A 23142-nucleotide genomic window follows, 5' to 3' on the forward strand; every position below is an offset into this window, starting at 1 on the left:
GGCCGAACCGCCTTTCCTCTGGAGGTCTCATGCGCGACCTGGCACCGACTCTGCTGTCCTGGGAACGCTTCGCGGTCGCCTCGGTGGTGGCCGTGCGAGGCAGCGCACCCCGTCCGGTCGGCGCCGCGATGGCGGTCGGCCCCTCCGGTCAGGTGATCGGCAGCGTGTCCGGCGGTTGTGTGGAGGCCGAGGTCTACGACCTGGCGTGTCAGGTGCTTGCTTCCGGTGAGCCCGCCTTCGCCTCCTTCGGCTACTCCGACGACACGGCTTTCGCTGTCGGCCTGACCTGCGGAGGTTCGCTGGACGTCCTGGTGCAGCGGGACTCTCCCGGGTTGCGCGCCGCCCTTCAGGCCTCTGTGACCGGCTACCCGGTGTCAGTGCGATTCTCCTGTGAGGATCGGGTCTTCACCGAGTCCTGGATGCCCGCACCACGCCTGCTGGTGTTCGGCGCCATCGACCACGCCGCCGCCGTGGCCGAGATCGGCAAGTTCCTCGGCTATCACGTGACGGTGTGCGATGCCCGGCCCGTGTTCGCCACCCCCGAACGTTTCCCGGCCGCTGACGAGGTCGTCGTCGACTGGCCGCACCGCTACCTCGCGTCCACCCACACCGACTCGTCGACCGCCGTCGTCGTGCTCACCCACGACCCGAAGTTCGACATCCCCGTTCTGCGGGAAGCGCTTGCGATGCCGCTGGCGTTCGTGGGCGCTCTCGGTTCCCGTCGCACACACGCCGAACGTCTCGAACGCCTTCGCTCTGCCGGTGTTCCGTCGTCGGCTCTGGCCCGCCTTCGTTCCCCGATCGGCCTCGACCTCGGCGGCCGCAGCCCGGCGGAGACCGCGGTCTCGATCGCGGCCGAGCTCGTCGCTCTGCGGCACGGCGGCACCGGCCTGCCGCTGACCGATCTGTCCTCCCCCATCCACCGAGACCAGGAGAGTCATGGCACTGATCTTTCTCAACGGCGGCGGCATGCGGGGCGGACCGCTGCACTCACAGCTCCAGGGCACGCCGATGGTGTGCCGAGCCCGCAGTGCCCCGAAGTACCGGTACTTCTCGGTGCGGGGCAGCTTCCCCGCGATGCACGAGTCGGGCTCGGCGTCCGTGGTCGGTGAGCTCTACGACCTGCCGCTGCGGATCCTCCGCGACCACCTCGTCCCGGCCGAACCCCCGGAGCTGGAAATCGGCGTCATCGAACTGGAAGACGGCAGCGCCGCCCTGGCCACCGTGCTGCGCGACGCCGTCCTCGACGACGCTGCGTTGCTCCAATCGGGTGACATTCGAGACATCTCGTATTTAGGAGACTGGCGCGAGTTCCTACAGCGCGAGGGGTGAGGGAGTGGCAAGGGGGAGTTGCCGCAGGCGGCGGGACCAACCGAAGTGGTCCCGCCGCGGGGGAACCGGCGACTTCGTCACTCACCGGGCCTGACCACCACCAGGCCCGGCACGTCCCGCCTCAGTTCAGCGCCGCACTCACCGCGGCCAGCCGCTCAGGTTCGAGCGCGAAATCGTTGTGCGGACACCGCGGGCTGTAGCCGCTGTCGCAGATCCAGACACCGCCCCGCTCGCGCGACTCGGCCTTGCCCGCCATCCCCTGCTGCTCCAGCAACGCGCCGGCCAGCTCACGCGGCGCTCCCACCTCCGCGAGTGCTGCGGCGACCAGATCAACCGCGTGATCGGGTACCGACTCGTCACCGAGCATCGGGAACAGCAACAACAGATGTTCAGGCAACCGCTCCAGTTCGTGCCAAGCCAGCCCAGGCCCTGTGAAGGAGCCTTCGGCGAGCGTCGACTCCTCACTCCAGCTCGGCGTGGAGAACAGGTAGTCGACGCCCATGTCGCCGTCGAAGTTGCGGTGCACGACCTGGATGGCGTTGCCGCCCGGCAGATCCGCGGTGATGACCGGCCACTCGTCCGGCGACGCCATCCGCTCCAGGTAGAACTCCTCGGCGTCTTCCCAGTCCGCGCCGAACGCCATCGCGTGCGCGCCTTCCGGCATGCACGCCGCCAGGTGGTTCAGCCAGAACAACGGCTCGGACAACAGCTCCGCCCCGTCCACCAACGGCTTGTCGCGGTACCACTCCGGCACCATCACCGCTGCTGGGTCTTGAGCAGTCCGCGCTCGTACGCCACCGCCACCGCGGCCGCCCGGTCCGACACCCCGAGCTTCGCGTAGACGTGCAGCAGATGCGTCTTCACCGTCGCCTCGCTGATGAACAACGCCGCCGCCACCGCCCGGTTCGTGGACCCGCGCGCCACCAACGCCAGCACGTCCAGCTCACGCGCCGACAACGGCTCCTCGGCAGGCTCGCGCACCTGCCCCAGCAGCCGCGTGGCCACCGCGGGCGACAACACCGCCTCGCCCGCATGAGCAGAGCGAATCGCCCGGTGCAGTTCGTCGCGCGGAGTGTCCTTGAGCAGGTAGCCCGTGGCACCCGCCTTGATCGCGGGCAGCACGTCCCGGTCCGTGTCGTAGGTGGTGAGCACCAGCACGCGACACGGATGGGTGCGCAGCCGTTCGATCGCGGAGAGGCCGTCGGAACCCGGCATGCGCAGGTCCATCAGCACGACGTCGGGGCTGAGAGCCGTCACGACCGCCACGGCCTCGTCGCCTGATGCCGCCTCGCCCACGACCTCGAAGTCCGCAGACGCCAGCATGCCGCGCAGCCCGTCGCGCACCACCGGGTGGTCGTCGACGATCACCAGCCGGATCATGCACGCACCTCCACCATCCGCGTCCTGCAGGAACCAGAGCAGACAGCACACCCGCCACCGCGCCGCTCACGTCGCACCTGATCCGGACACGACTCTCGCCAACACAAAACCCCACTCGTCACGCCGGCATCCTCGCCGAGATCGCCGTGCCCGACCCCGGCTCCGACTCCACGAAGAGCGCGCCGGACAGGCGGTGCACGCGGTGGCGCATCGCGGGCAGGCCGAAGCCCGACGACGGGGAGGCCAGGTCGAAGCCCACGCCGTCGTCGCGCACGTCCAGGGTCACCACGTCCTCCATGTAGGACAAAGTCAGGCCCACGCGGGACGCCGAGGCGTGCTTCGCCACGTTCGCCAGGGCTTCCTGGGCGGTGCGCAGCAGGGCCACCTCGACTTCCGGGTGCATCACGCGCACGTCGCCGGTCAGCGTCACCGAGACCGGCACGCCGTACACAGTGGACCAACCCGAAGCCACCTCGTCCAGCGCCTCGGGCAAGGCGGCGGAGTCCAGGGCCGGCGGGCGCAGCGCGTGCACCGAGCGGCGGGCCTCGGCCAGGTTCGACCGGGCCAAGGAAGCCGCCACCGACACGCGGTGCTCCCAGTCGGCAGCGGATGCCGCCGAGAGTTGCGTGATGATGCCCGTGAGGCCCTGCGCCAGCGTGTCGTGGATCTCGCCGGCCAGGCGGTGGCGCTCGTCCTGCACGCCCGCCTCGTGCGCCTGCACCAGCAGCTGGGCGTGCAGGCCCTCGTTCTCCTCCAGCAACTCCTTGCGCAGCCTGGCTTGTTCAGTTGTCACGTGGCCCACGAACGTGAAGGTGCACGCGAGCACCACGAAGACGAGCAGCAGCAACCAGAAGGCCGCCTCCTCGCCCGCGGGTGGGTAGCCGCCGAACAGCGACAGCGCCGCCAGGCCGGCGGTCACCGCCACCACCACGAACATCCAGCGGCCGCGCAGCAGTTCGCTCGCGTAGATGTAGACCGCGTACGACACCGCGCCGAACCAGTGCTCCTGCAGGCCCAGCACCGCGTAGAACACGACCATGCCACCGAGGAACACGGCCATGAGCTCCGGGCGGCTGTGCCACGACGGGTGCAGCGTGAACCACCACAGCATCCACCCGAAGCCGCACACCACCACGCCGTAGGTGAACCACTGCTCCGAAGCGGACTGCGTCGTGAAGATCGCGTACAGCACCGTGGTCACGGTCAGCACGAAGTACGGGATCACGCGCCCGACGAACCCGAGCCTGCGCTCCCACCTGTCCAACGCGGGCATGTCCACGAGCTACTCCCAGCGGAAAGTCCTGGCCGCGACGGTACCCGCCACGAGGCTCACCAGCCCCATGATCGCGAGATGCCTCCAGTCCGGCGCGGTGCCGAGCCACGCCTGTTGCAGCGCCTCCACACCCGGAGGCGAGTACGAGCCGATCTTCACCACAACCGCGGGCAGCATGAACCGCGGCAGGTACACGCCACCCAAGAACATGAGCAGCATGAACACCACCGTCGCCCAGCCACCGGCCGCTCGCGCGTTCGGGGCCAGTGCGGCGATCACCAGACCCAGCGCCAACGTCCCAGTGCCTCCCAAGAGCACGGCACACGCCAGGCCGAGCGGATGGTGAGGCAGGTCGACGTCGAAAACGACGTACGCCACCACGATAGTCAGCAGCACCGACAAGATCGCCGCGGCGAAGTTGACGACCAGCTGCCCGACGAGCAACCGGGCCGGATGCATGGGCGTCGTGGCCAGCCGGCGCAGCACGCCCTTCTCCCGATAGGTCGCCACGACCGCGGGCACCCGGTTGATCCCGATGAACACCAACGTGAACACGATGATCGACGACAGGTAGCTGTCGATGAACCGGAGCCCGCCGAACTGCGGATCGGGCGTCCGCAACGCCGGCACCGCCCCGAGCCCGAGCAGCAACAGCGCCGGGAAAACCAGAGAAAACAACGAGTTCAGCCGATCGCGAACGAACAGCCGCGCCTCGATCTCAATGATCCGCAACATCTGAAGAACCCCCAGTCAGCCGAACATAAGCGTCGTCCAGCGATACCTGGTCGACCCGGAGCTGCCGCGCCACGATCTGCCTGCGCGCCAGCAGGGAAGTCACCGCGTGCAGCAGGTTCTCCGACCCGCTCACGACGACCTGCTCCCCCACCGCGGAAACCGAGGACACCTCCGGCAACGCCTCCAAAGCCGCGACGTCCAGAGCAGCGGAAGGCACGAACCGGACCCGGCACGAACCGTCCACACGCGACACCAGCCCGGAAGGCGTGTCCACCGCGGCGATCCGCCCGGCGCGGAACACCGCCACCCGGTCGCAGAGCCGCTCGGCCTCCTCCATGAAGTGCGTGACCAGCAGGATCGTCACCCCGGCCGCCCGCACGTCCTCGATCACCGACCACGTGTCCCGCCGCGCCTGCGGGTCCAGCCCGGTCGTCAGCTCGTCCAAGATCGCCACCCGCGGCGCCCCCACCAACGCCAGCGCGATCGACAACCGCTGCTTCAACCCACCGGACAGCTGCCCGAACTCCGCCTTCAGGTGCGAGGAAAGCCCCAACCGCCCGGACCAGTCGGCAGGAGCCGGGTAGAACGACGAGAACAGCGACAACGCCTCGCCCACCCGCATCCGTTCGGGCAGCTCGGAAGCCTGCAGCTGCACCCCGATCGCGGCCCGCACGTCGGCAGGCGCCCGCCCCAGCACCGACACGCTCCCCCGGTCCGGCGCCCGCAGCCCGGACACGCACTCGACGGTCGTCGTCTTGCCCGCCCCGTTCGGCCCGAGAATGCCGAAGATCTCCCCCTCGGCGACCTCGAACGAGACCGAGTCCACCGCCACGCGGGGCCCGTACCTCTTGCCGAGGTCGCGCACTTCGATGATTGCCATACGACAAGACTCGGAGAACGCACCCCGAAGATCATCGATCGAGCAGCGACTCCCGGATCAACCGATCGGTTGATGCCGCTGCTCCACCACCCCAGCCCTCAGCACAGCCGCCAGCCGCGCCAACGGCTCCGGCATCGGCCCAGGCAGTCGCGCCAGCAGCACCTGCCGCTGCTCAGCGGGCCCGCCCCGCACCGGCAGGATCCGCACTCCGTCAGGCACCACCCCGGCCAGAGCCGCGGGAGCCGTCGTGATCCCCAGCCCCGCCGCGACCAGCTGCAGCTTCGCCAGCCAGTCCCGCGCCGTGTGCGCGACCACCGGCCGTTCGTCCAGTCCGGGCCACACCCCCATCACCAGCTGGTCGCCGGGCCCGGAGATCCACCGCTGCCCCCGCAGATCGGCGATGTCCACAAAATCGTTGCGCGCCAACGGATGCGCAGCTGGAACCGCTACCCGCAGACTCCGCTCGGCCAGCACCTCGACCTCCAGCGCGGGCGTCTCGTCATCAGGCGCGCGAAACGGCGGCGACGACGAGATCACCGCGATGTCCACCGTGCCTGCTCGCAGCGCGCGCACCAACGCCGGCGTGCTGCCCTCCCGCGTCACGACCGTGATGGACGGGTGAGTGCGCTTCAACTCCACCAGCGCCGGCGGCACCAGCCACGCCCCGGCCGTCGCGAACCACCCAAGGCGCAACGTGCTCGCGTCCTCCTCCGGCAAACCCGCGAGCTCTCGTGCGGCAGCATCGACCTGATCGACCACCACGGCCGCACGGCGCAGCACGAGCCGTCCAGCCGCCGTGAGCCGCACGCCGTCGTACCGCCGCTCCAGCAACGGCACCCCGGCCGCCCGTTCCAGCGCCGCGATCTGCCGCGAGACCGCCGACTGCGTGTACCCCAGCGCCGAGGCGGCCGCGGTCAGCGTCCCCCGCTCGGCCACCTCGCGGAACACCCTCAGCGCAACCAGCGAGGCATCGGTGAAGCTCATGACGTTCACGCATACCCTGGTTGACGAACTTTCGCTACCCGCATGGCTTCGACGAGCCTAGCGTCGAAGACGTGAGCAAAACCCAGTTCGGATTCAGCAGCACCGCGGCCGAAGTGGTCGAAGGCATCGACCTGACCGGCAAGCGCGCGATCGTCACCGGCGCGTCCTCCGGCATCGGCGTCGAGACCGCGCGAGCACTGGCCGGCGCGGGCGCCGAGGTCACCCTGGCCGTCCGCGACGTCGCCGCGGGCGAGAAGACCGCGCAGGACATCGGCGGCGACGCGAAGGTCGCCCACCTCGACCTGACCGACCTCGCGTCCATCGCGCAGTTCACCCAGAAGTGGGAAGGCCCGCTGCACATCCTGATCAACAACGCCGGCGTCATGGCGACCCCGGAGCAGTACACCGAGCAGGGCTGGGAATGGCAGTTCGCCACCAACCACCTCGGCCACTTCGCCCTGGCCACCGGCCTGCACGAGGCACTCGCGACGGAAGGAGCCCGCATCGTCGCCGTCACGTCCACCGCCCACATGCAGTCCCCCGTGATCTTCGACGACGTGAACTTCGCGTTCCGCCGCTACGACCCGTGGCTCGCCTACGGCCAGAGCAAGACCGCGAACGTCCTGTTCACGGTCGAGGCCACCCGCCGCTGGGCGAGCGACGGGATCACCGCGAACGCGGTCATGCCCGGCGCCATCTTCACGAACCTGCAGCGCCACCTCGACGGCGCGAGCACCGTCGACCCAGCGCTGATCAAGACGGCCGAACAAGGCGCCGCGACGTCGGTCCTCGTCGCGACCTCACCGCTGCTCGAAGGCATCGGCGGCCGCTACTTCAACGACTGCCACGAAGCCCGCACCGTCGACCGCCGCGGCGAGGCCCCGCCGATGCAGGGTGTCGCCCGCTACGCCCTCGACCCGGACGCCGCCGAGCGCCTCTGGACGTACTCCGAAACCCTCCTCGCGAAGGCCTGAAATGACAGTCGCACTCGTCACCGGCGCCACCCAGGGCCTCGGGCTGGCCCTGGTGGAAGGCCTGGCCCAACGCCTGGCGCCCACCGACACCGTCTACCTCACCGGCCGCGACATGAACCGCGTGACGACCGCCGTCCAGTCCATGCCCGGCGGCGGCGCCAAGGTCCGCGGCGAACTGCTCGACGTCGCGGACCCCAACGCCGCAAGCCGTGTCGCACAACAGATCCAGGAACGCCACGGCGGCATCGACATCGTGTTCGGCAACGCGGTGATGCGCGTCGGACCCGACGACGATCCGCGCGAGATCGTCGACCACTACACCCAGGTCAACAACTTCGGCACCACCAGGCTGCTCAAAGCCTTCGCGCCGCTGCTCAACGACAACGGCAGGCTGCTCGTCGTCGCCAGCTCGCTCGGCACCCTCCACCACCTGGCCCCGGTGCTGCACAAGCGGTTCACCCGACCGTCCACTCTGGACGAGATCGACGAGCAGATCGCGCTCTGGCGCGACGAGGTGAAGGACGGCCGGGCCAAGGCAGGCGCGTGGCCCGGCTTCGTGAACATCCCGTCGAAGATCGGCCAGGTCGCGGCAGTCCGCGTGCTGGCAGCACAACGCCGTGAAGAGGACCTGGCAAAAGGCATCCTGATCGCCGCCGTCTGCCCAGGAATGATCAACACGCCGACGTCCGCGCTGTGGTGGGACGTCAGCACCGCTCCGACCCCGGCCCAGGCCGCGACCGCACTCCTGGACCTCGCGGAAAACCCGGTCGAACCAGAGCACTACGGCGAACTGGTCCGCCACGGCAGCACAGTCCCGTTCAGCTAGATCCGTTGATCGAGCCCGTGCACGACCTGGTCGAGCAACGTCTGGATGACCGCCTCGTTGTGGTCGGTGCGCCCCGGCGTGATCATCCGCGACGTCGCCTCGACCATGGCGTGCACGAGCATCGCCCGCAGCTGCGCCCGTTGCACCCCAGCGGTTGTGAAGACCCCGACCAGCGGCGCCAGCAACCGTTCGTGCTCGGCCCTGATCTGCTCGCGCGACGAGTCCGGCAACGTGTGCGCGGACAGGGCCACCACCGCCCCGTGGCTGCCGTCGGTGATGATCGCCAGCTCGGTGCGCAGGTACGCCTCGATCTTCGCGGGCACGGTCGAAGCACCGTTGACCGCGTCCTCCAGCTTGTCCGCCCACTCCGGCAGCGCGTCCGACACGATCGCCGCGACCAGCTCCTCACGCGACCGGAAGTACTCGTAGAGGCTCGGCCGCGACAACCCGACCCGTCTGGCCAGCGACGCGAGCGTCAGCGCCTCCGCCCCTTCGGTCGCCACGATCTCGCGCCCCGCGTCCAGCAGGGCGCGCAACCTGTTGGCGCGGTGCTCGGCCACGGTGTCTGCGCTGATCCTCGGCACACCCGGATCGTATCGCGCTTGATTTCCCGACGGAGTGTTGGAATAGTTCCCGACAGAGCGTCGGAATCAAGGAGGGCCCGTGTTCATCGCAACGAACCGCCTGTTCGTCCCCGCCGAGCGGGCAGAGGAGTTCGAGGCCCACTTCCGCAGCAACATGCGCACGTTCCTGCCCGGCGTGCCCGGCCTGCTGCGCAGCACGCTGCTCAAGCCGACCAAGGACGACCAGCCCTACGTGTCGGTGAACGAGTTCGAGTCCGAGGAGCACTTCCGCGCCTGGGTCGCGTCCGACTCGTTCCGCGAGGCGCACAAGCGCAACCGCGGCATCGCCCGGCACGTCACGGGCAACGCCGTCGAGACGTTCGAGCACGCCGAGGACCTCGTGCTGCCACAACAGCGCACCGAGTAGGCGATACTCGCCCGTATGGGGGATATTCGCTTCCTGGTCCTCGGGCCGTTCGCGGCAGAGGTCGCCGGTCGGCCGATCGCACTACCCGCCGGACGCGGGCGTGACCTGCTGGCAGTCCTCGTGGCCAACGCGAACCAGGTCGTCCCCCTGCACGAGCTCGGCGAGACACAGGCCGTGCGCACCGCGGTCAGCAGGCTCCGGCGAGCGCTGGGCCACGCCAGCTGCATCCACACGTACGAGACCGGCTACCTCGCCCACGTCACAGACTCGGACCTGCTCGACTTCCGCGCGCTGCGCGACCAGGGCCGATACGCCGAGGCGCTCACGTTGTGGCGTGGCAAGCCGTTCGAAGGCATCGACGCCGTCCGGGCGACGGCCGTGAGCCTGGCCGCCGAACGTGAGGCCGTCCAGGCACTCGTACCAGTCCCGCGCCAGGTCCCCGCTCGTCCCTCCCAGTTCACCGGCCGCGACCGCGAACTCGCCGCGCTGCACCGGTCCGGCCCGGTTACCGTGCTCAGCGGCGTGGGAGGTGCCGGCAAGACGACGCTCGCGCTGCAGTGGGCGAACGAGACCGAGTTCCCGGCCGGGCAGCTGCACGTGAACCTGCGAGGCTTCGACCCGACCGCACCGGCACGTCCGGAGGACGCCATCCGGAGCTTCCTCGGTGCGCTCGGCGTTCGGCCCGAGATCATGCCCACCGGTACCGACGAACAAGCGGAGCTCTACCGGACGTTGTTGCGCGGCAAGCACATGCTGCTCCTGCTCGACAACGCGCGCGACGCCGACCAGGTCCGGCCACTGCTTCCAGACGACCCCGCCTGCCGTGTCGTGATCACCAGCCGCAACCGGATGGACGACCTCGCGGGCACCACCAGCCTGCGACTCGACGTGCTCAGCGACGCGGAGGCGCAACAGGTACTGGCGCAACGCATCGGCGCCCGCGCCACAGCCGAGCCCCAAGCGCTCGCCCGGCTCGCCGCACGCTGCGGTGGCCTGCCACTGGCGCTCGCGATCGTGGCGGCGCGCACCGACCCGCAACACTCGCTCGCCGCCCTCGCCGACGACTTCGCGCACGACCACGTGCTCGACTTCCTGGACACCGGCGAGGAGCCCACGAGCATCCGGTCGGTGTTCGACTGGTCATACCAACGGCTTTCCGTTGCCGCGCAACGCCTCTTCCGGCTGCTGGGCGTGCATCCGGGCCCGGGCGTGTCCACGGCGGCCGCGATCAGCCTCGCGGGTTCACCACCGCCGTTGAACGAACTCGTCGCCGCGAACCTCGTCACGGAGACCGGGGGCCGGTTCGAGCTGCACGACCTCGTCCGCGCGCACGCTCACGACCTCGTCGGTGAAGACGAAGGACGAGAGGCCCTGCACCGCCTGCTCGACCACTACCTGCACACCGCGTACGCCGCGGACATGCAGCTCTACTCACACCGGCGGCCCTTCACCCTCCCGCCGCCGGCCGACGGCGTCGTCGCCGAACGCCCCCACGGCGATGACGCGTGCCTGAAGTGGCTGGCCGAGGAGGCCGACGTGATGATCGCGTTGAGCAAAGCGGCTGCCGACAAGGGCTTCGACCGGCACGCCTGGCAAATCACGTGGTGCCTGGGCATCCACCTGAACCGGTCGGGCCGATGGCACGAGTGGATCGCGGTCCTCCGTTCCGGGCTCGCCGCCGCCCAACGAGCCGGGGACGATCGCGCGGCAGCACGCCTCCATCACACCCTCGCCCACGTCCACGAGCGGATCAACGACCTCTCCGCGGCGTCAGCGCATCTGACCCAGAGCCTCGGCCTGTACGAACGCCACGGCCTCAAGGACGGGCAGGGCCGGATCCACCGCGCCCTGGCCGCGCTGAACGAAGCCAGGGGTGATCTGTCCCAGGCACTGCACCACGCGCGACGCGCGCTGGAACTGGCCACGACCGACGTCGAGCTCGCCGGCGCGTTGAACCACGTCGGCTGGGTGCACGGACTGATCGGCCGGCACGCCGATGCCCTCGACCACTGCAGGAAGGCGCTCGCCCTGCTCCGCGCGGGCGGTGACCGGTTCGGGGAGGCCAACACACTCGACAGCATCGCCTTCAACCTGCACCACGTCGGCGACTTCGCCGGTGCGATCACGCACTACCGCGAGTCGCGGCAGGTGTTCGCCGCCATCGGGGAGCAGTTCCAGGTCGCCACGACCCTGGTGAACCTCGGCGACACCTGCCTCGCGAACGACGAGCTCATCGAGGCGCGACAGGCGTGGGAGGAGGCGCTCGAAATCTACGAGGGCTTGGGCCACGCCGACGTCGCCAAGGCCCGCAGCCGTCTCACAGCGTGGGAAGCAGAGCCTTCATCCGGTTGATCTCGTCGGTCTGCACGGCGATCACGTCGTCCGCCATCTCCTCGACCTGAACGTTGGTCCCGGCACCCTTCACGTCCGTCGCCATCTTGATCGCACCCTCGTGGTGCTTGATCATCAGCTCCAGGAACATCCGGTCGAAGTCCTTGCCCCGCGCGGCACCCAGCGCGTTCAGCTGGTCCTGCGTGGCCATGCCGGGCATCGAACCGTGGTCCTCGTGCCCGCCCACCACGTTGAACGTCCGCTGCCACTGCTTCATGGCGCCGATCTCGGGCTCCTGGCTGTACCGGATGCGGTCCGCCAGGCCTTTCACCGTTTCGTTCTGCGCACGCTCTGGGGCGAACCGCGTCATGGCCAGCGCCTGCTCGTGGTGGACGATCATCATCGCCACGTAGAGCTTGTCGGCGTCGTTCGGCGGTGGCGGGATCGCACGGGAGGCGTCCGACGGTGCCAGCGTCTGCGCCGACCCGCCAGGCGTGTCCGGCGCGATGACCGGCGCTGCATCAGGCTCCGATGTACAGCCCGTGATCAGCGCGAACACGACGACAAGCCCCACCACCCCAGAACGCATGAACCGCACAATACCCTCCGAAAGACGCTGGCCCTTAGCAAGGCGAACGGGTCATACTCGCCAACATCAACCCGTTCTGAGGGGGTATGAGCAGTGACTTCACGCGAAACGGCCCGGCGGCGCAGAACGCCTTTCGCGATTCTGGGGGCGCTCGCGCTGACGCTGTCAACGTTGACAGCGACCGCGTCCGCCGAACCCGACCTGCCGTCCGACGGCGCGGGACTGAGCGAGGCTCAGCTCGAGTCCCAGGCCGAGGCGGTCAACGGCATCCCGGGTGAGAACGAGATCAGCCGAAGCCGAAACATGGTCCTGGTCTCGCACCTGGACAAGGTGGCTCCGCTCGATCAGACGCAGACCGACATCGCGTTCCAGGACAACTACGCGTTCGTCGGCAACTACAACGGCTTCACCATCTACGACATCCGCAACCCGCGGGCGCCGAAGATCAAGAGCTCGGTGCTCTGCCCCGGCTCGCAGAACGACGTCTCGGTGTACGGGAACCTGCTGTTCCTGTCGACCGACTCGTCGCGCACCGACAACTCCTGCAACAGCACGCCCCAGCCCGCGACGATCAAGGATTCGTGGGAGGGCATCAAGGTCTTCGACATCACCGACAAGGCGGCCCCGAAGTACGTCGCCGCCGTCGAGACCGACTGCGGTTCGCACACCCACACGCTGGTGCCGGGCAAGAACAAGAAGGACGTGTACCTCTACGTCTCCTCCTACTCGCCCAACGCCACGTTCCCGGACTGCCAGCCGCCGCACGACAAGATCTCGATCGTCAAGGTTCCGGTGAAGAACCCGGCCCAGGCCTCGCTGCTCAAGGCCCCGGTGCTCTTCCCGGACGGCGGCAACAACGGTGTGCCGGGCGACATCGAGCACGGCTACACCTCCGCCACGACCGGCTGCCACGACATCACCGTCTACCCGCAGCTCGACCTCGCGGCCGGCGCGTGCATGGGTGACGGCGTGCTGTGGGACATCTCCGACCGCGAGAACCTGGTGGAGATCAACCGGGTCCAGGACAACGCGCACTTCGCGTTCTGGCACTCGGCGACGTTCAACAACAACGGCACCAAGGTCGTCTTCACCGACGAGCTCGGTGGCGGCGGCGCGGCGACGTGCAACGAGAAGATCGGCCAGACGCGTGGTGCCAACGGCATCTACGACATCGTCGGCAAGGGCAAGAACCGCAAGCTGGAGTTCAAGTCCTACTACAAGATCCCGCGCATGCAGGCCGACTCGGAGAACTGCGTCGCCCACAACGGCTCGCTGATCCCCGTGCCCGGCAAGGACATCATGGTGCAGTCCTGGTACCAGGGCGGCGTCTCGGTGTGGGACTTCACGAACTCGAGCAAGCCGCGTGAGATCGGCTTCTTCGAGCGCGGCCCGATGCCGAACAAGGCGTCCGGCGGCACGTGGTCGACCTACTGGTACAACGGCTACATCTACTCCTCGGAGATGGGCCGCGGCTTCGACGTGATCGACATGCGCGACCCGCGCACGTTCGTCGCGAAGTTCTTCCGCACGGACGAGCTGAACGTGCAGACCCAGGGCAACTTCTACCGCGGGTGAGCACTAGTCCCTAAATCAGCGCGGCTGTCGTTTCTCGGCAGCCGCGCTGATCGCTGTCAGGACCAGAGTCACTGCCACACCACCGAAAACGGCCCAGATCGGCGAGCCGACGTGCAACGCCCACGCGGCGACGACCGCCGTCAGCCCGTAGCCCGCGCCGGTCACCGCGTACATCATCGAGAACCCGGCCGCGTGCGCACCGACGGGAAGCCGTTCGCGCAGCACCAGACTCCGCGTCACGAGCACCCCGGACTGGAACAACCCGGCCGCCAGCAACGCACCCGCGATGCCCGGCAGGTTCGGGAACAACGCCACCGCGCCGACACAGGTCGCCGTGATCACCAACAGCACAAGTCCCTGGGTGCGCAACGATCCCGGCCACGGCCGCAGCCCGTACAGCACCGCTCCCAGCGCACTGCACGCCGCGAAGCCGGTCAGCAACGGCCCGATCCAGCCGATGCCGATCCCCCGCTGCTCCAGCAACGCCGGCAGCACCAGTTCCGCGACCGCGAGCTGCGCCAACGCCGCCGCGCTCACCAGATAGATCGGCCACGCGGACGCGACGACATGCGGTTTCGCCGTGCCGGAACGGGAAGTCACGTGCCCGCGCGGCAGGATGAACACCAGCCACGCGGCGACGACGATCAAGCTGACCGACACCACGACGGGTGCACGCCGGTCGACGCTCAACGCCAGCACGGTCACCAGCGCGGGCGCCACCGCCCACACCACCTGCGTGATCATGGCGTCGAAGCCCATCGCCTTGGGCACCAACGCGTCCGGCACCAGCCCGAGCAGCATCGCGCGCAGCCCGCCCGGTGTCGTCGACGGCCCGGCACCCGCGACCAGCGCGGCGATGACCAGCACCGTCACGTTGGTCGTCAGCGCCAGCGTCGTGAAAGCAGCTGCCCCGACCAGAAGCCCCGCGGACAGCTGACCGCGCATCCGGGACGGGTCGAGCAGCAGCCCGAGCAACGCCGCGCCGAGAAGCTCGCCCAGCACGTACACGGCGGTGAGCGACGCCGCCAGCACGAAGCCGCCGGGCAGGTCCTTGGTCAGGAACACCATCATCAGCGGCGTCATCGACATGGGCAGCTTCGCGGCGACCGTGACCACGGCGCACGCGAGCACGTCCCGGTTCGCGAGATCGCGATAGCCGGCAGCGGAGATCGTCACTCGCCCAGCTCCTGGAACAACGTCAGCTGCAGCCCGGCAGGTGCTTTCAACCGCGCGTTCAACGAGTTCCACGGCGTGCGCGTGGGTTCCGCGATCACCTCTGCGCCCGCTTCCTGAAGCTCACGGGTCGTGCGTTCGGAGTCGTCCACCTCGAACGCGACCCGGATGTGCCCGGCGACCCGCGAACCCACCTCGACCTGGTCGATGAACTCGGCGTGCGGCGGGTCGGTGATCTCCAGCGTGGCCCGCCCGGCCTCCAGGATCGTGACCCGCCCGCCGTCGGACGCGAACGCCGCCCGTTGCTCCAGACCCAGCACGTCTCGGTAGAAGCGCAGGGCCTCGTCGTAGTCGGCGGCGGTGACGACTAGGCGGAGTTCACGAACACCGGTCATGCGCTGATCATCGCACCAGCCGTGTGAGGACCACGAGAACCAGGGTGATCCCCGCGGTGACGTGGATCGGCGCTGGTCCGAACGTCGCAGCGAGCACCGCGGCGGACCCGAGCGGCAGCAGGTACTTGCGCGGCCCGGCCTGACCTGGGCAGTCCTGCACGTACCAGACGCACAGGAAGAAGATCGCGAGCGGCACCGTCGTGAACGGCGCGATGGCGATTCCCGGCGCGTGCGCGAGGTGCAGGTCGTAGTCGACGGACGATGCCAGCCCGGCACCGAGCGCCGCGATCGAACCGAGGATGAAGAGGTGCGCGTATCCCCACAGGAACGCCGTCTTCTGGTTGTGCAGGTGGGTCGGCGCCTCGAAGTAGATCCACCACACCGAGAACACGATGATCAGGCTGGCCACCGCGAGCGAGATGAGGTTGACCCCGCTGTCGAAGCCCTTCTGGAACGCCATCGTGGTCGACAGGATCGACTCGCCGAGCACGATCAGCGTGAAGAGGCCGTGCCGTTCCGCGATGTGGTGCGGGTGCCACGTGGTCGCCTCTGCCCGCTCCGCCCAGACCGGCACCAGCAGCTCGCCGATCATGAACACGACCCAGAGCGGAATCGCGAGGCTCGGCGGCGCGACGACGACCCACAGGATCCACAGCACCTGCATGCCGATGATGCCCGTGGCATACCTGGTGGCGCACTTCTTGTGGGCCGGGTTGTCGCGCGCCGCCCGCAGCCAGTGCACCACCATCGCGAGGCGGATGACGATGTAACCGGCGACCACGATGCGGTAGTCGTCGTGCTCGAAGACGCGCGGGATGCCGGCCGCGATGATGAGCACGCCGGCGATCTGGACCATCGTGATGATCCGGTACAGCGTGTCGTCGTTGTCGAACGCGCTGGCGAACCAGGTGAAGTTGAGCCACGGCAGCCACAGCGCGAAGAACGCCATGCAGAACGCGAGCACGCCGTGGCCGATGTGGTTCTCGACCACGGCGTGGTGCAACGAGGCGGCGGCCTGGGCGACCGCCACCACGAAGCTCAGGTCGAACAACAGCTCCAACGGCGTCGCGACCCGGTGGGCCTCGGCCGTGTCGCGAGCCAGGAGCTTTCTGATCATCCAGGCACCACCATGATCCGTGATTCGGTGAGGTCGAGCGCGACCTGCGTGCCGGGCTGGTAGGCGGCCGCCGTGTTGGACGGCTGGTCGACCCGCAGGATCTGCTCCCCCACCCTGACGGAGATCCGCGTGACCGGCCCGAGGAACGACTGGGTCAGCACATCGCCCACGATCTTGCCATTGGCGTCGCCGTCGTGTGCGGAAACCCCGATGTCCTCCGGCCGCACGATGACGCGAACGTCGCTTCCGGACGGCTGGTCGTGCGTCGCCGCGACCGTGACCCCGTGCACCACGACGCTCTGACCTTCGGCCTTGGCCTCAACGCTGTTCGTGACGCCGACGAACTGCGCCACGAACGCGGTCTTGGGCTCGCGGTACACGACCGAGGGCGTGTCCAGCTGTTCCAGCCGGCCGTGCGACATGACACCGACCCGGTCGGAGACGGCGAGCGCCTCTTCCTGGTCGTGCGTGACGAACAGCGTCGTCATGCCGAGCTCCGTCTGGATGCGACGGATCTCGTCGCGCAGGTTCACGCGGACCTTGGCGTCCAATGCGGACAACGGCTCGTCCAGCAGCAGCACGCGCGGCTGGATCGCGAGGGCCCGGGCGAGCGCGACGCGTTGCTGCTGACCACCGGACATCTGGTGCGGGTAGCGGCCTCCGAGGTGGCTGAGCCCGACCAGTTCCAGCAGCTCGCCGGAGCGCTTGGCGTCGCCGTTCTTGCGCAGCTTGAGGCCGAACGCGACGTTCTGCGCCGCGGTCATGTTCGGGAAGAGGCTGTAGGCCTGGAAGACCATGCCCATGTCCCGCTTGTTGGCCGGGACCTTCGTGATGTCCTTGCCGCCCACCGTGACCGTGCCGGAGTCGGCGGTCTCGAAGCCCGCCACGATCCGCAGCGCCGTCGTCTTGCCGCAACCCGAAGGCCCGAGCAGCGACACGAGCTCGCCCTCGGCCAGTTCCAGGTCGAGGCCGTCCAGCGCGGTGTTGCCACCGAACGACTTCCGCAGCCCCTTGAGTTCCAGGTGACCCATCTTCACTCCTCGACCACGGTCTGACGGCGCCGCTGGCCGACATAAGAAAGTGCGAACAGAAGAACGAACGCGAAGAGCAGGCACAGCAGCGACACCGCGATGGACACACCCGCGTTGCGCTTGCCCAGCAGGTTGACCTGCACCTGCAGCGTGTCGAAGTTGAGCAGCGACGCGATGGTGAACTCGCCGAGCACCAACGCGACGCTCAGCAGCGAAGCGCCGATGAGTGCCACGCGGATGTTCGGCACGACGACCTTCCACAGCACCGTGAGCCACGACGCGCCGAGGCTGCGCGCGGCTTCCGAGAGCGTCTTCAGGTCGATCGCGGACAGACCGGCGTCGACCGCGCGGTAGGCGAACGGCAGCACCAGGATCGTGTAGGCGAAGGTCAGCGTCAGCGGCGAGTCGCCGAGGAAGTAGTTCACCCACGCGTAGAGCGGCGCCATGCCGACCACCAGCACGATCGCGGGGATCGCGAGTGGCAGCAGGCACAGGAACTCCACGAGCCGCTGCAGCTGGGGCAGCCGGAGCCGGATCCAGGCCATCGTCGGCACGAGCAGCACCAGCATCAGCACCGCACTCGTCACCGACAGCAGCAACGAGTTGACGAGCGCCTCCATCAGGCCCTCGTCGTCGACGATGCCCGTCCACGACTCGAGGCTGCGGCTGCCGCCCTTGCCGCGCGTGGAGAACTCCGCCATCGCGATCAGCGGCAGGATGAAGTAGACGCCGAGGACCAGCAGGATGACCGTGCGCAGAACGCGTTGCTTCACTAGCGAACCCACTTGGCCACCCTCCGCTGCAGCAGCACGTTCACGCCCATCGCGATGCTGACGACGATCACCATGCCGAGGCCCAGCGCCTTGCCGAGGTTCTCCTGGCCGAGCACGACCTCGCCGGTCAGGAAGCCGCGGATCTGCAGCGGCACGATCGGGCTGCCCTGCGAGACGAGCGCGGCGGCCGTGGCGTACGCGCTGAAGGCGTTGGCGAACAACAGCAGCAACGCACCGAGGAACGGCGGCGTCAGGATCGGCCCGCCGACGTGGCGCCAGTACGTCCAGCTGGTGCCGCCGAGGCTCGCGTTCGCCTCCCGCCACTGTGGACGGAGGCCGTCCAGCGCGGGCAGGAACACGATGACCATCAGCGGGATCTGGAAGAACGTGTAGACGAGCGTCAGGCCGGGCAGCTCGAACAGCCACGCGCTGCCGGCGAAGATGTCGATGCCAACGTTGTCACGGAGGAACTTCGTGACCAGGCCCTCGAAGCCGATCGTGGCCAGGAACGCGAACGCCAGCGGTACGCCACCGAACTGGGCGAGCACACCGGACGCGGCCACGACGACGCGGCGCAGCATGCCCTCCTGCTTGCCGACCGCGACCGCCCACGTCAGCAGCGCGCCGAAGACCGCGCCGATCACCGCGGTGAGTGCGGAGAGTTCGATGCTGCGCACGAAAGCGTCGAACACCACGCCCGTGAACAGCGTCGTGAGGTTGTCGAGCGTGAGCGCGCCGTTCGAGTCCTGGAAGGCACCGAACAGCACGAGGACCGTGGGGTAGACGAGGAAGATGCCGACGAACGCGAGGAACGGCACCGCGACGAGCCAAGCGGCCGCAGATGGCCGACCGGCGGCCCCACCCTTCTGGGAAGGAGTGGAGCCGCCGGGCGTCGTCGCTACGGGAGCGACTGCGGTCATCCGATGGCCTGCGCCCAGGTCGCGGTCAGGACGGCCTTGGCCTTGTCGGCCTGGGCCTGCGTCTGGAACACCTGCTTGCCCTCGGTCTTGGGCAGCTTGTCCTTGGCGGCCTTGTCCGCCTTGTCGCCCATCTTCTCCAGGCGAACCGGGCGGGACATGCCCTTCAGGTACAGGTTCTGGCCCTCGTCGGAGTAGAGGAACTCCTGCCACAGCCGGGCGGCCGCGGGGTGCGGCGCGTCCTTGCTGATGGCCTGGTTGTAGTAGGCGCCGAGCTGGGCCTCGGCCGGGACGACGACCTTCCAGTCCATCTTGCCCTTGAGCTTCTCGGTCTGGGCGGCGTTGGTGTAGTCCCAGTCGATGACGACCGGCGTCTGGCCGGACTCGATCGTGGCGGGCGACGGGTCGACCGGCTGGAAGTTGCCGGCCTGCTTGAGCTGCTTGAAGAAGTCGACACCGGGCGCGATGTCGTCGGCGGAGCCACCGTTGCCGAGGCTGGCCATGACCACGCCCGAGAACGCGGCACCGGCCTGCGTCGGGTCGCCGTTGAGCGCGACCTTGCCCTTGTAGTCGCCCTTGAGCAGGTCCTTCACGCTCGTCGGCGCGGGCACCTTGGCGGCGTCGTAGCCGATCGACATGAAGCCGCCGTAGTCGCCGTAGTAGGCACCGTCCGCGTCCTTGAGCTCCGCGGCGATGTCGTCCCACGTGCTGACCTTGTAGGGCGCGAACAGGTCCTTGTTCGCCAGGGCCACGTTGAGGCCGAGGTCGAACACGTCCGGCGCGCGGTCGTTGCCCTTGAGCTGCTTCGCGGCGTTGATCTCCTCCTGGGAGGACGCGTCCGGCTGGGCCGAGTCGACCTTGATGCCGTACTTGGCCTCGAACGCCTTGATGATCTCGCCGTAGTTCGCCCAGTCCGGGGGCAGCGCGATGACGTTGAGCTTGCCCTCCTTCTTCGCGGCCTCGACCAGCTTGTCCATGCCACCGAGCTCGCTCGCCGACTTGGCGGTCCCGGCGGCGCCGGTCTGCGTCTCCTTGGCGGGCGGGGCGCCACAGGCGGCCACGGCCAGCACCAAGGCGCCGACACCGATCAGTTTCGTGGTGACGTTCCCTCGCTTCAGCACAGGCGGAGGATTCGCGCGGACTGCTTTCGTTGTCAAGCCAGCCGCGCCGGTTGAGACCTTCTCGACTCCTACGGTGAATTCTCGATGCACTACGGGTTGCTGCTGAATGCTTTCCGAGCTTCACCCAGGTGCTGCGCGGTGATCCCGGTCGCGGGGTCGACGTGGATGAGTGCGGTGGTCAGGTGCCGTCGCTTGTGGACGAATTCCCGGTTCCTGTCCCGGTGCAACCCGAAGTCGTCGTCGAACCAGACGAGCGGCCGTTCGTAGGCGTAGCGGGCGACGGCGGGGTACTTCCAGCCGTGCTCGTCGTGGAAGTCGATCACTCTGAGTCGCGGGAGGTTCAGCCGCGGCCCTATCTCGGTGTTCGCCCGGTGGGACCAGCTGGTGGCCCACGCGAGCTCGGCACCCGTCTCGTCCGCCAGCCGTCTCAACTGGTCGCCGTGATCCGGGTCGAGCCAGATGCGGAGCTTGCGCCACCAGCCGACCTTGATGTCGAACGGGCGGTAGTTCGCGGGCTTGGTCTTCGCCGCCCACGGGTTGAGCGGCCCGTCGACGTCGATCACCACGAGTGGCTTCATCTGCTCAAGACTGCCCTGTTTCCCAGGCGGGGAGCAGCGCTTTTCCCTAACCTCCTGGACATGAGACGTCTCGCCCTGTTCGTCCTGGTGTGCGCCACACTGGCCGGCTGCGGCGCGCTCGACGACGTGCTCTCGCTGCGAACCCGCATCCAGGGCGACGGCTTCACGAACGTCTCCGTGTTCCACCGGTCCCACAACGGCACCGACACCTTGGAGATCACCGCGTCCGCCGCGGACCCCGCACACGACGACGAGCGGGTCGCCAAGATCGTCTGGAACACCTACCCCGAGCACATCGACAAGCTGGCGATCACGCTCAACGGGTCCAAGAACACCTATGCCGAGGCCACCCTGCGCGACACGTTCGGCGAACGCCAGGTGACCGAGCAGCAGGAACGCCACGACAAGGCCCAGCAGGACCTGCAACAGCAGCAGCCGTACTACTACCAGCCACCGCCTCCCGGACCACCCGCCTAGGACTCCACGTTGACGCAGCCGCCGAACCAGTACCCGCCGCAGTACGGACCTCCGTGGGGCCAGCCGTATCCCGGCATGCCTCCAACCCCGCCGAAGAAGAAGTCCCCGGCGATCTTCATCGTGCTCGGCCTCGTCGTCCTGCTGGCCGCCGCCGGTGTCCTCGGCACGGGCCTGGTCTGGCCGGGCTGGATGAAGTCGCACCCAGCCGTCGCCGTCGACCAGTCCTCACCGGAAAACACCGCGAAAGCCGTCGAGGACGCGCTCAACCAGCGCGACGTCGACCAGTTCGTGAACGTCCTGACGTGTCGCGACGGCCGCAACAAGGCCGAGGGCAAGGACATCTCGCAGGCCGAGGAGATCCTCTACCGCGACATCGAACCCCTCAACCCCAAGAGCAAGAAGGCGGACGTCCAGCCCACCTTCAAGGTCGACGAGGTCCGCAAGATCAAGCCCAGCGACCCGATCTACAACGACGGCAACAAAGACGCCACCGTGGCCATCATGTCCGTCGACTTCCCGAAGGACAGCGGCCTCTCCAAACAACGCGGAGTCCTCGCCATGTTCGAAGAGGACAACAAGTACGTCGTCTGCGAAATGGGCTTCGTCCCGGTCGCGGACTCCCAGGAACCCCCACCGGACCCGGACCCGAACAGCGCCACCGGCCGCATGCAGGCGTTCGCGAAAGCCGTGAACGACAAGGACATCGCCTCAGCACGCAAGTACATGTGCTCCACCGCGCGCGCCGTCAACACGTGGGCGGAGAAGGCCATCGCCGCCGGCGGCAAACTCCGCCTGCACGACAAGGTGCAGACCACCAAGGCGAACGACGGCGGCCAGGTCCGCATGTGGTACACGCTCAACGGCACCGAGACGAAGGCGGGCGGATTCCTGCAGAAGGAGTCCGACGGCTGGTGCCTCTTCAGCTTCAACAACGACGCCAAGTAGTCGAGCCGGCGGGCGAACGCCGTCGGCTCGATGCCCGGAAACTCAGCCGTGCCAAGGGTTTCCGTCGCCGGTCAGCGTGCCCGCTGTGTGCGGTGCGCTGCCGTGCCACGGGTTCCCGTCGTGCCACGGGTGCCCAATACCGAGCACGATCAACAGAGCCGCGGCACCGGCTACAAATGCAGAAGCGATTTTCGACATGACAATTCCTCCGAAGGAGAATCTCGATCGAACCCCAGGAATCGACCCGACGTGACGCGGGCCACTTTCGATGGTACGCGCCAGAACAGCGAAAAGCCCCCGATCTGTGCAGATCGAGGGCTTTCCACGTGAAGTGGACGATACTGGGATTGAACCAGTGACCCCTACCGTGTCAAGGTAGTGCTCTCCCGCTGAGCTAATCGTCCGAGCGGATGACGAGACTCGAACTCGCGACCCTCACCTTGGCAAGGTGATGCGCTACCAACTGCGCTACATCCGCGTTGCGCCCCGGTTCCCCGCGGCGCGAGAGGAACTTTATCCGACGGCCCCGCCGAGTTCCAAATCGGCTGATCTTGACGGGTCCGCGGGCACGCCCGACCGCCCGCCCGCCGCCCCCAGAGCACGCTGTTGAGGTGTCCGGGAAACAGGAAAGGCCGGAAGCTCGTGAGCTTCCGGCCTTTCCGTTCCAAGTGGACGATACTGGGATTGAACCAGTGACCCCTACCGTGTCAAGGTAGTGCTCTCCCGCTCAGCTAATCGTCCGAGGC

Annotated in this window: 25 protein-coding genes and 3 tRNA genes; 9 read left to right on the top strand and 19 right to left on the bottom strand. The window is 68.3% G+C overall.

Annotated elements, in window-relative coordinates; genetic code table 11:
- The first annotated feature begins 29 nt into the window (after positions 1-29).
- Positions 30-1112, top strand: coding sequence for an XdhC family protein (locus tag ABZX92_RS19530; protein WP_355560965.1), 1083 nt, complete (start codon positions 30-32; stop codon positions 1110-1112).
- Positions 1078-1332 carry a hypothetical protein gene (locus ABZX92_RS19535; RefSeq protein ID WP_355560968.1) on the top strand — a complete coding sequence of 85 codons (255 nt, stop codon included), beginning with the start codon at positions 1078-1080 and terminating at the stop codon, positions 1330-1332. Before ABZX92_RS19530 ends, ABZX92_RS19535 begins: the two co-directional genes overlap by 35 nt.
- Positions 1333-1453: 121 nt before the next feature.
- Here ABZX92_RS19535 and ABZX92_RS19540 read toward each other — a convergent pair whose 3' ends face one another.
- From ABZX92_RS19540 to ABZX92_RS19565, 6 genes are all read right to left on the bottom strand, one after another.
- Entirely contained in the window at positions 1454-2089 is a 636-nt protein-coding gene (locus ABZX92_RS19540; protein WP_355560971.1) for a hypothetical protein, read from the bottom strand.
- A complete protein-coding gene (locus tag ABZX92_RS19545; RefSeq protein WP_355560973.1) occupies positions 2089-2712 on the bottom strand; it encodes a response regulator transcription factor in 624 nt (207 codons plus the stop codon). The genes ABZX92_RS19540 and ABZX92_RS19545 overlap by 1 nt, the downstream gene beginning before the upstream one ends.
- Positions 2713-2830: 118 nt before the next feature.
- Entirely contained in the window at positions 2831-3985 is a 1155-nt protein-coding gene (locus ABZX92_RS19550; RefSeq protein ID WP_355561029.1) for a sensor histidine kinase, read from the bottom strand.
- 9 nt (positions 3986-3994) lie between these two features.
- Positions 3995-4720, bottom strand: a complete 726-nt coding sequence (locus ABZX92_RS19555; RefSeq protein WP_355560976.1) for an ABC transporter permease — start codon at positions 4718-4720, stop codon at positions 3995-3997.
- A complete protein-coding gene (locus ABZX92_RS19560; protein ID WP_355560979.1) occupies positions 4704-5600 on the bottom strand; it encodes an ABC transporter ATP-binding protein in 897 nt (298 codons plus the stop codon). Before ABZX92_RS19560 ends, ABZX92_RS19555 begins: the two co-directional genes overlap by 17 nt.
- 57 nt (positions 5601-5657) lie before the next feature.
- The gene (locus tag ABZX92_RS19565) at positions 5658-6584 is read right to left on the bottom strand and encodes a LysR family transcriptional regulator (RefSeq protein WP_355560982.1); all 927 of its coding nucleotides are present in this window, start codon (positions 6582-6584) and stop codon (positions 5658-5660) included.
- Positions 6585-6655: 71 nt separating this feature from the next.
- On the opposite strand from ABZX92_RS19565, the gene ABZX92_RS19570 reads away from it, so the two are divergent.
- Both ABZX92_RS19570 and ABZX92_RS19575 read left to right on the top strand, forming a co-directional pair.
- Positions 6656-7558, top strand: coding sequence for an SDR family NAD(P)-dependent oxidoreductase (locus ABZX92_RS19570; RefSeq protein ID WP_355560985.1), 903 nt, complete (start codon positions 6656-6658; stop codon positions 7556-7558).
- A 1-nt stretch (position 7559) separates the two neighbouring features.
- Positions 7560-8384: an SDR family NAD(P)-dependent oxidoreductase gene (locus tag ABZX92_RS19575; protein WP_355560988.1), complete on the top strand. Its 825-nt coding sequence runs from the start codon at positions 7560-7562 to the stop codon at positions 8382-8384.
- Here ABZX92_RS19575 and ABZX92_RS19580 read toward each other — a convergent pair.
- A complete protein-coding gene (locus ABZX92_RS19580) occupies positions 8381-8968 on the bottom strand; it encodes a helix-turn-helix domain-containing protein (protein WP_355560990.1) in 588 nt (195 codons plus the stop codon). The genes ABZX92_RS19575 and ABZX92_RS19580 overlap by 4 nt on opposite strands.
- A gap of 79 nt (positions 8969-9047) precedes the next feature.
- Between ABZX92_RS19580 and ABZX92_RS19585 the strand changes: the two genes are divergently transcribed.
- Together ABZX92_RS19585 and ABZX92_RS19590 are read left to right on the top strand one after the other, a co-directional pair.
- Positions 9048-9374 (top strand): antibiotic biosynthesis monooxygenase, encoded by a 327-nt coding sequence (locus tag ABZX92_RS19585; protein ID WP_355560993.1) that lies wholly within the window; start codon positions 9048-9050, stop codon positions 9372-9374.
- Between the two features lie 15 nt (positions 9375-9389).
- A complete protein-coding gene (locus ABZX92_RS19590) occupies positions 9390-11726 on the top strand; it encodes a tetratricopeptide repeat protein (RefSeq protein WP_355560996.1) in 2337 nt (778 codons plus the stop codon).
- Here ABZX92_RS19590 and ABZX92_RS19595 read toward each other — a convergent pair.
- Positions 11692-12294 (bottom strand): DUF305 domain-containing protein, encoded by a 603-nt coding sequence (locus tag ABZX92_RS19595; protein ID WP_355560999.1) that lies wholly within the window; start codon positions 12292-12294, stop codon positions 11692-11694. The genes ABZX92_RS19590 and ABZX92_RS19595 overlap by 35 nt on opposite strands.
- Positions 12295-12597: 303 nt before the next feature.
- On the opposite strand from ABZX92_RS19595, the gene ABZX92_RS19600 reads away from it, so the two are divergent.
- The gene (locus tag ABZX92_RS19600) at positions 12598-13869 is read left to right on the top strand and encodes a hypothetical protein (protein ID WP_355561032.1); all 1272 of its coding nucleotides are present in this window, start codon (positions 12598-12600) and stop codon (positions 13867-13869) included.
- Between the two features lie 15 nt (positions 13870-13884).
- Here the strand turns inward: ABZX92_RS19600 and ABZX92_RS19605 are convergent, their stop codons facing one another.
- The 8 genes from ABZX92_RS19605 to ABZX92_RS19640 all read right to left on the bottom strand — a co-directional run bounded on the left by ABZX92_RS19605 (position 13885) and on the right by ABZX92_RS19640 (position 20974).
- A complete protein-coding gene (locus ABZX92_RS19605) occupies positions 13885-15045 on the bottom strand; it encodes an MFS transporter (protein WP_355561001.1) in 1161 nt (386 codons plus the stop codon).
- Positions 15042-15437: a VOC family protein gene (locus ABZX92_RS19610; RefSeq protein ID WP_355561004.1), complete on the bottom strand. Its 396-nt coding sequence runs from the start codon at positions 15435-15437 to the stop codon at positions 15042-15044. Before ABZX92_RS19610 ends, ABZX92_RS19605 begins: the two co-directional genes overlap by 4 nt.
- Before the next feature lie 7 nt (positions 15438-15444).
- Positions 15445-16554: a low temperature requirement protein A gene (locus tag ABZX92_RS19615; protein ID WP_355561007.1), complete on the bottom strand. Its 1110-nt coding sequence runs from the start codon at positions 16552-16554 to the stop codon at positions 15445-15447.
- Positions 16551-17585 carry an ABC transporter ATP-binding protein gene (locus ABZX92_RS19620; RefSeq protein ID WP_355561010.1) on the bottom strand — a complete coding sequence of 345 codons (1035 nt, stop codon included), beginning with the start codon at positions 17583-17585 and terminating at the stop codon, positions 16551-16553. Before ABZX92_RS19620 ends, ABZX92_RS19615 begins: the two co-directional genes overlap by 4 nt.
- 2 nt (positions 17586-17587) lie before the next feature.
- Positions 17588-18370, bottom strand: a complete 783-nt coding sequence (locus tag ABZX92_RS19625) for an ABC transporter permease subunit (protein WP_355561013.1) — start codon at positions 18368-18370, stop codon at positions 17588-17590.
- Complete coding sequence (locus ABZX92_RS19630; protein WP_355561016.1) at positions 18358-19278, bottom strand: ABC transporter permease; 921 nt, start codon at positions 19276-19278, stop codon at positions 18358-18360. Before ABZX92_RS19630 ends, ABZX92_RS19625 begins: the two co-directional genes overlap by 13 nt.
- A complete protein-coding gene (locus ABZX92_RS19635) occupies positions 19275-20396 on the bottom strand; it encodes an extracellular solute-binding protein (protein ID WP_355561019.1) in 1122 nt (373 codons plus the stop codon). The genes ABZX92_RS19630 and ABZX92_RS19635 overlap by 4 nt, the downstream gene beginning before the upstream one ends.
- Positions 20397-20485: 89 nt before the next feature.
- A complete protein-coding gene (locus tag ABZX92_RS19640) occupies positions 20486-20974 on the bottom strand; it encodes an HAD domain-containing protein (RefSeq protein ID WP_355561021.1) in 489 nt (162 codons plus the stop codon).
- A 60-nt stretch (positions 20975-21034) separates the two neighbouring features.
- On the opposite strand from ABZX92_RS19640, the gene ABZX92_RS19645 reads away from it, so the two are divergent.
- On the top strand, positions 21035-21451 hold the full coding sequence (locus ABZX92_RS19645; protein WP_355561024.1) for a hypothetical protein: 417 nt from the start codon (positions 21035-21037) through the stop codon (positions 21449-21451).
- A gap of 9 nt (positions 21452-21460) precedes the next feature.
- Positions 21461-22396, top strand: a complete 936-nt coding sequence (locus ABZX92_RS19650; RefSeq protein ID WP_355561027.1) for a hypothetical protein — start codon at positions 21461-21463, stop codon at positions 22394-22396.
- Positions 22397-22728: 332 nt separating this feature from the next.
- Here ABZX92_RS19650 and ABZX92_RS19655 read toward each other — a convergent pair.
- From ABZX92_RS19655 to ABZX92_RS19665, 3 genes are all read right to left on the bottom strand, one after another.
- Positions 22729-22800 (bottom strand) — tRNA-Val (locus tag ABZX92_RS19655).
- Between the two features lies 1 nt (position 22801).
- Positions 22802-22874 (bottom strand) — tRNA-Gly (locus ABZX92_RS19660).
- A gap of 191 nt (positions 22875-23065) precedes the next feature.
- Positions 23066-23137 (bottom strand) — tRNA-Val (locus ABZX92_RS19665).
- Positions 23138-23142 lie beyond the last annotated feature (5 nt).

Origin of the sequence: Lentzea sp. NPDC006480 (assembly GCF_040611995.1) — a bacterium.
Classification (GTDB): Bacteria; Actinomycetota; Actinomycetes; order Mycobacteriales; family Pseudonocardiaceae; genus Lentzea.

What these genes read in the sequence shown, in the direction of transcription:
- ABZX92_RS19530 (WP_355560965.1), top strand. Translation starts at nt 30, where the DNA reads ATGCGCGACCTGGCACCGACTCTGCTGTCCTGGGAACGCTTCGCGGTC.
- ABZX92_RS19535 (WP_355560968.1), top strand. Translation starts at nt 1,078, where the DNA reads ATGCACGAGTCGGGCTCGGCGTCCGTGGTCGGTGAGCTCTACGACCTG.
- ABZX92_RS19540 (WP_355560971.1), bottom strand. Translation starts at nt 2,089, where the DNA reads ATGGTGCCGGAGTGGTACCGCGACAAGCCGTTGGTGGACGGGGCGGAG.
- ABZX92_RS19545 (WP_355560973.1), bottom strand. Translation starts at nt 2,712, where the DNA reads ATGATCCGGCTGGTGATCGTCGACGACCACCCGGTGGTGCGCGACGGG.
- ABZX92_RS19550 (WP_355561029.1), bottom strand. Translation starts at nt 3,985, where the DNA reads ATGCCCGCGTTGGACAGGTGGGAGCGCAGGCTCGGGTTCGTCGGGCGC.
- ABZX92_RS19555 (WP_355560976.1), bottom strand. Translation starts at nt 4,720, where the DNA reads ATGTTGCGGATCATTGAGATCGAGGCGCGGCTGTTCGTTCGCGATCGG.
- ABZX92_RS19560 (WP_355560979.1), bottom strand. Translation starts at nt 5,600, where the DNA reads ATGGCAATCATCGAAGTGCGCGACCTCGGCAAGAGGTACGGGCCCCGC.
- ABZX92_RS19565 (WP_355560982.1), bottom strand. Translation starts at nt 6,584, where the DNA reads ATGAGCTTCACCGATGCCTCGCTGGTTGCGCTGAGGGTGTTCCGCGAG.
- ABZX92_RS19575 (WP_355560988.1), top strand. Translation starts at nt 7,560, where the DNA reads ATGACAGTCGCACTCGTCACCGGCGCCACCCAGGGCCTCGGGCTGGCC.
- ABZX92_RS19590 (WP_355560996.1), top strand. Translation starts at nt 9,390, where the DNA reads ATGGGGGATATTCGCTTCCTGGTCCTCGGGCCGTTCGCGGCAGAGGTC.
- ABZX92_RS19595 (WP_355560999.1), bottom strand. Translation starts at nt 12,294, where the DNA reads ATGCGTTCTGGGGTGGTGGGGCTTGTCGTCGTGTTCGCGCTGATCACG.
- ABZX92_RS19600 (WP_355561032.1), top strand. Translation starts at nt 12,598, where the DNA reads ATGGTCCTGGTCTCGCACCTGGACAAGGTGGCTCCGCTCGATCAGACG.
- ABZX92_RS19610 (WP_355561004.1), bottom strand. Translation starts at nt 15,437, where the DNA reads ATGACCGGTGTTCGTGAACTCCGCCTAGTCGTCACCGCCGCCGACTAC.
- ABZX92_RS19615 (WP_355561007.1), bottom strand. Translation starts at nt 16,554, where the DNA reads ATGATCAGAAAGCTCCTGGCTCGCGACACGGCCGAGGCCCACCGGGTC.
- ABZX92_RS19620 (WP_355561010.1), bottom strand. Translation starts at nt 17,585, where the DNA reads ATGGGTCACCTGGAACTCAAGGGGCTGCGGAAGTCGTTCGGTGGCAAC.
- ABZX92_RS19630 (WP_355561016.1), bottom strand. Translation starts at nt 19,278, where the DNA reads ATGACCGCAGTCGCTCCCGTAGCGACGACGCCCGGCGGCTCCACTCCT.
- ABZX92_RS19640 (WP_355561021.1), bottom strand. Translation starts at nt 20,974, where the DNA reads ATGAAGCCACTCGTGGTGATCGACGTCGACGGGCCGCTCAACCCGTGG.
- ABZX92_RS19645 (WP_355561024.1), top strand. Translation starts at nt 21,035, where the DNA reads ATGAGACGTCTCGCCCTGTTCGTCCTGGTGTGCGCCACACTGGCCGGC.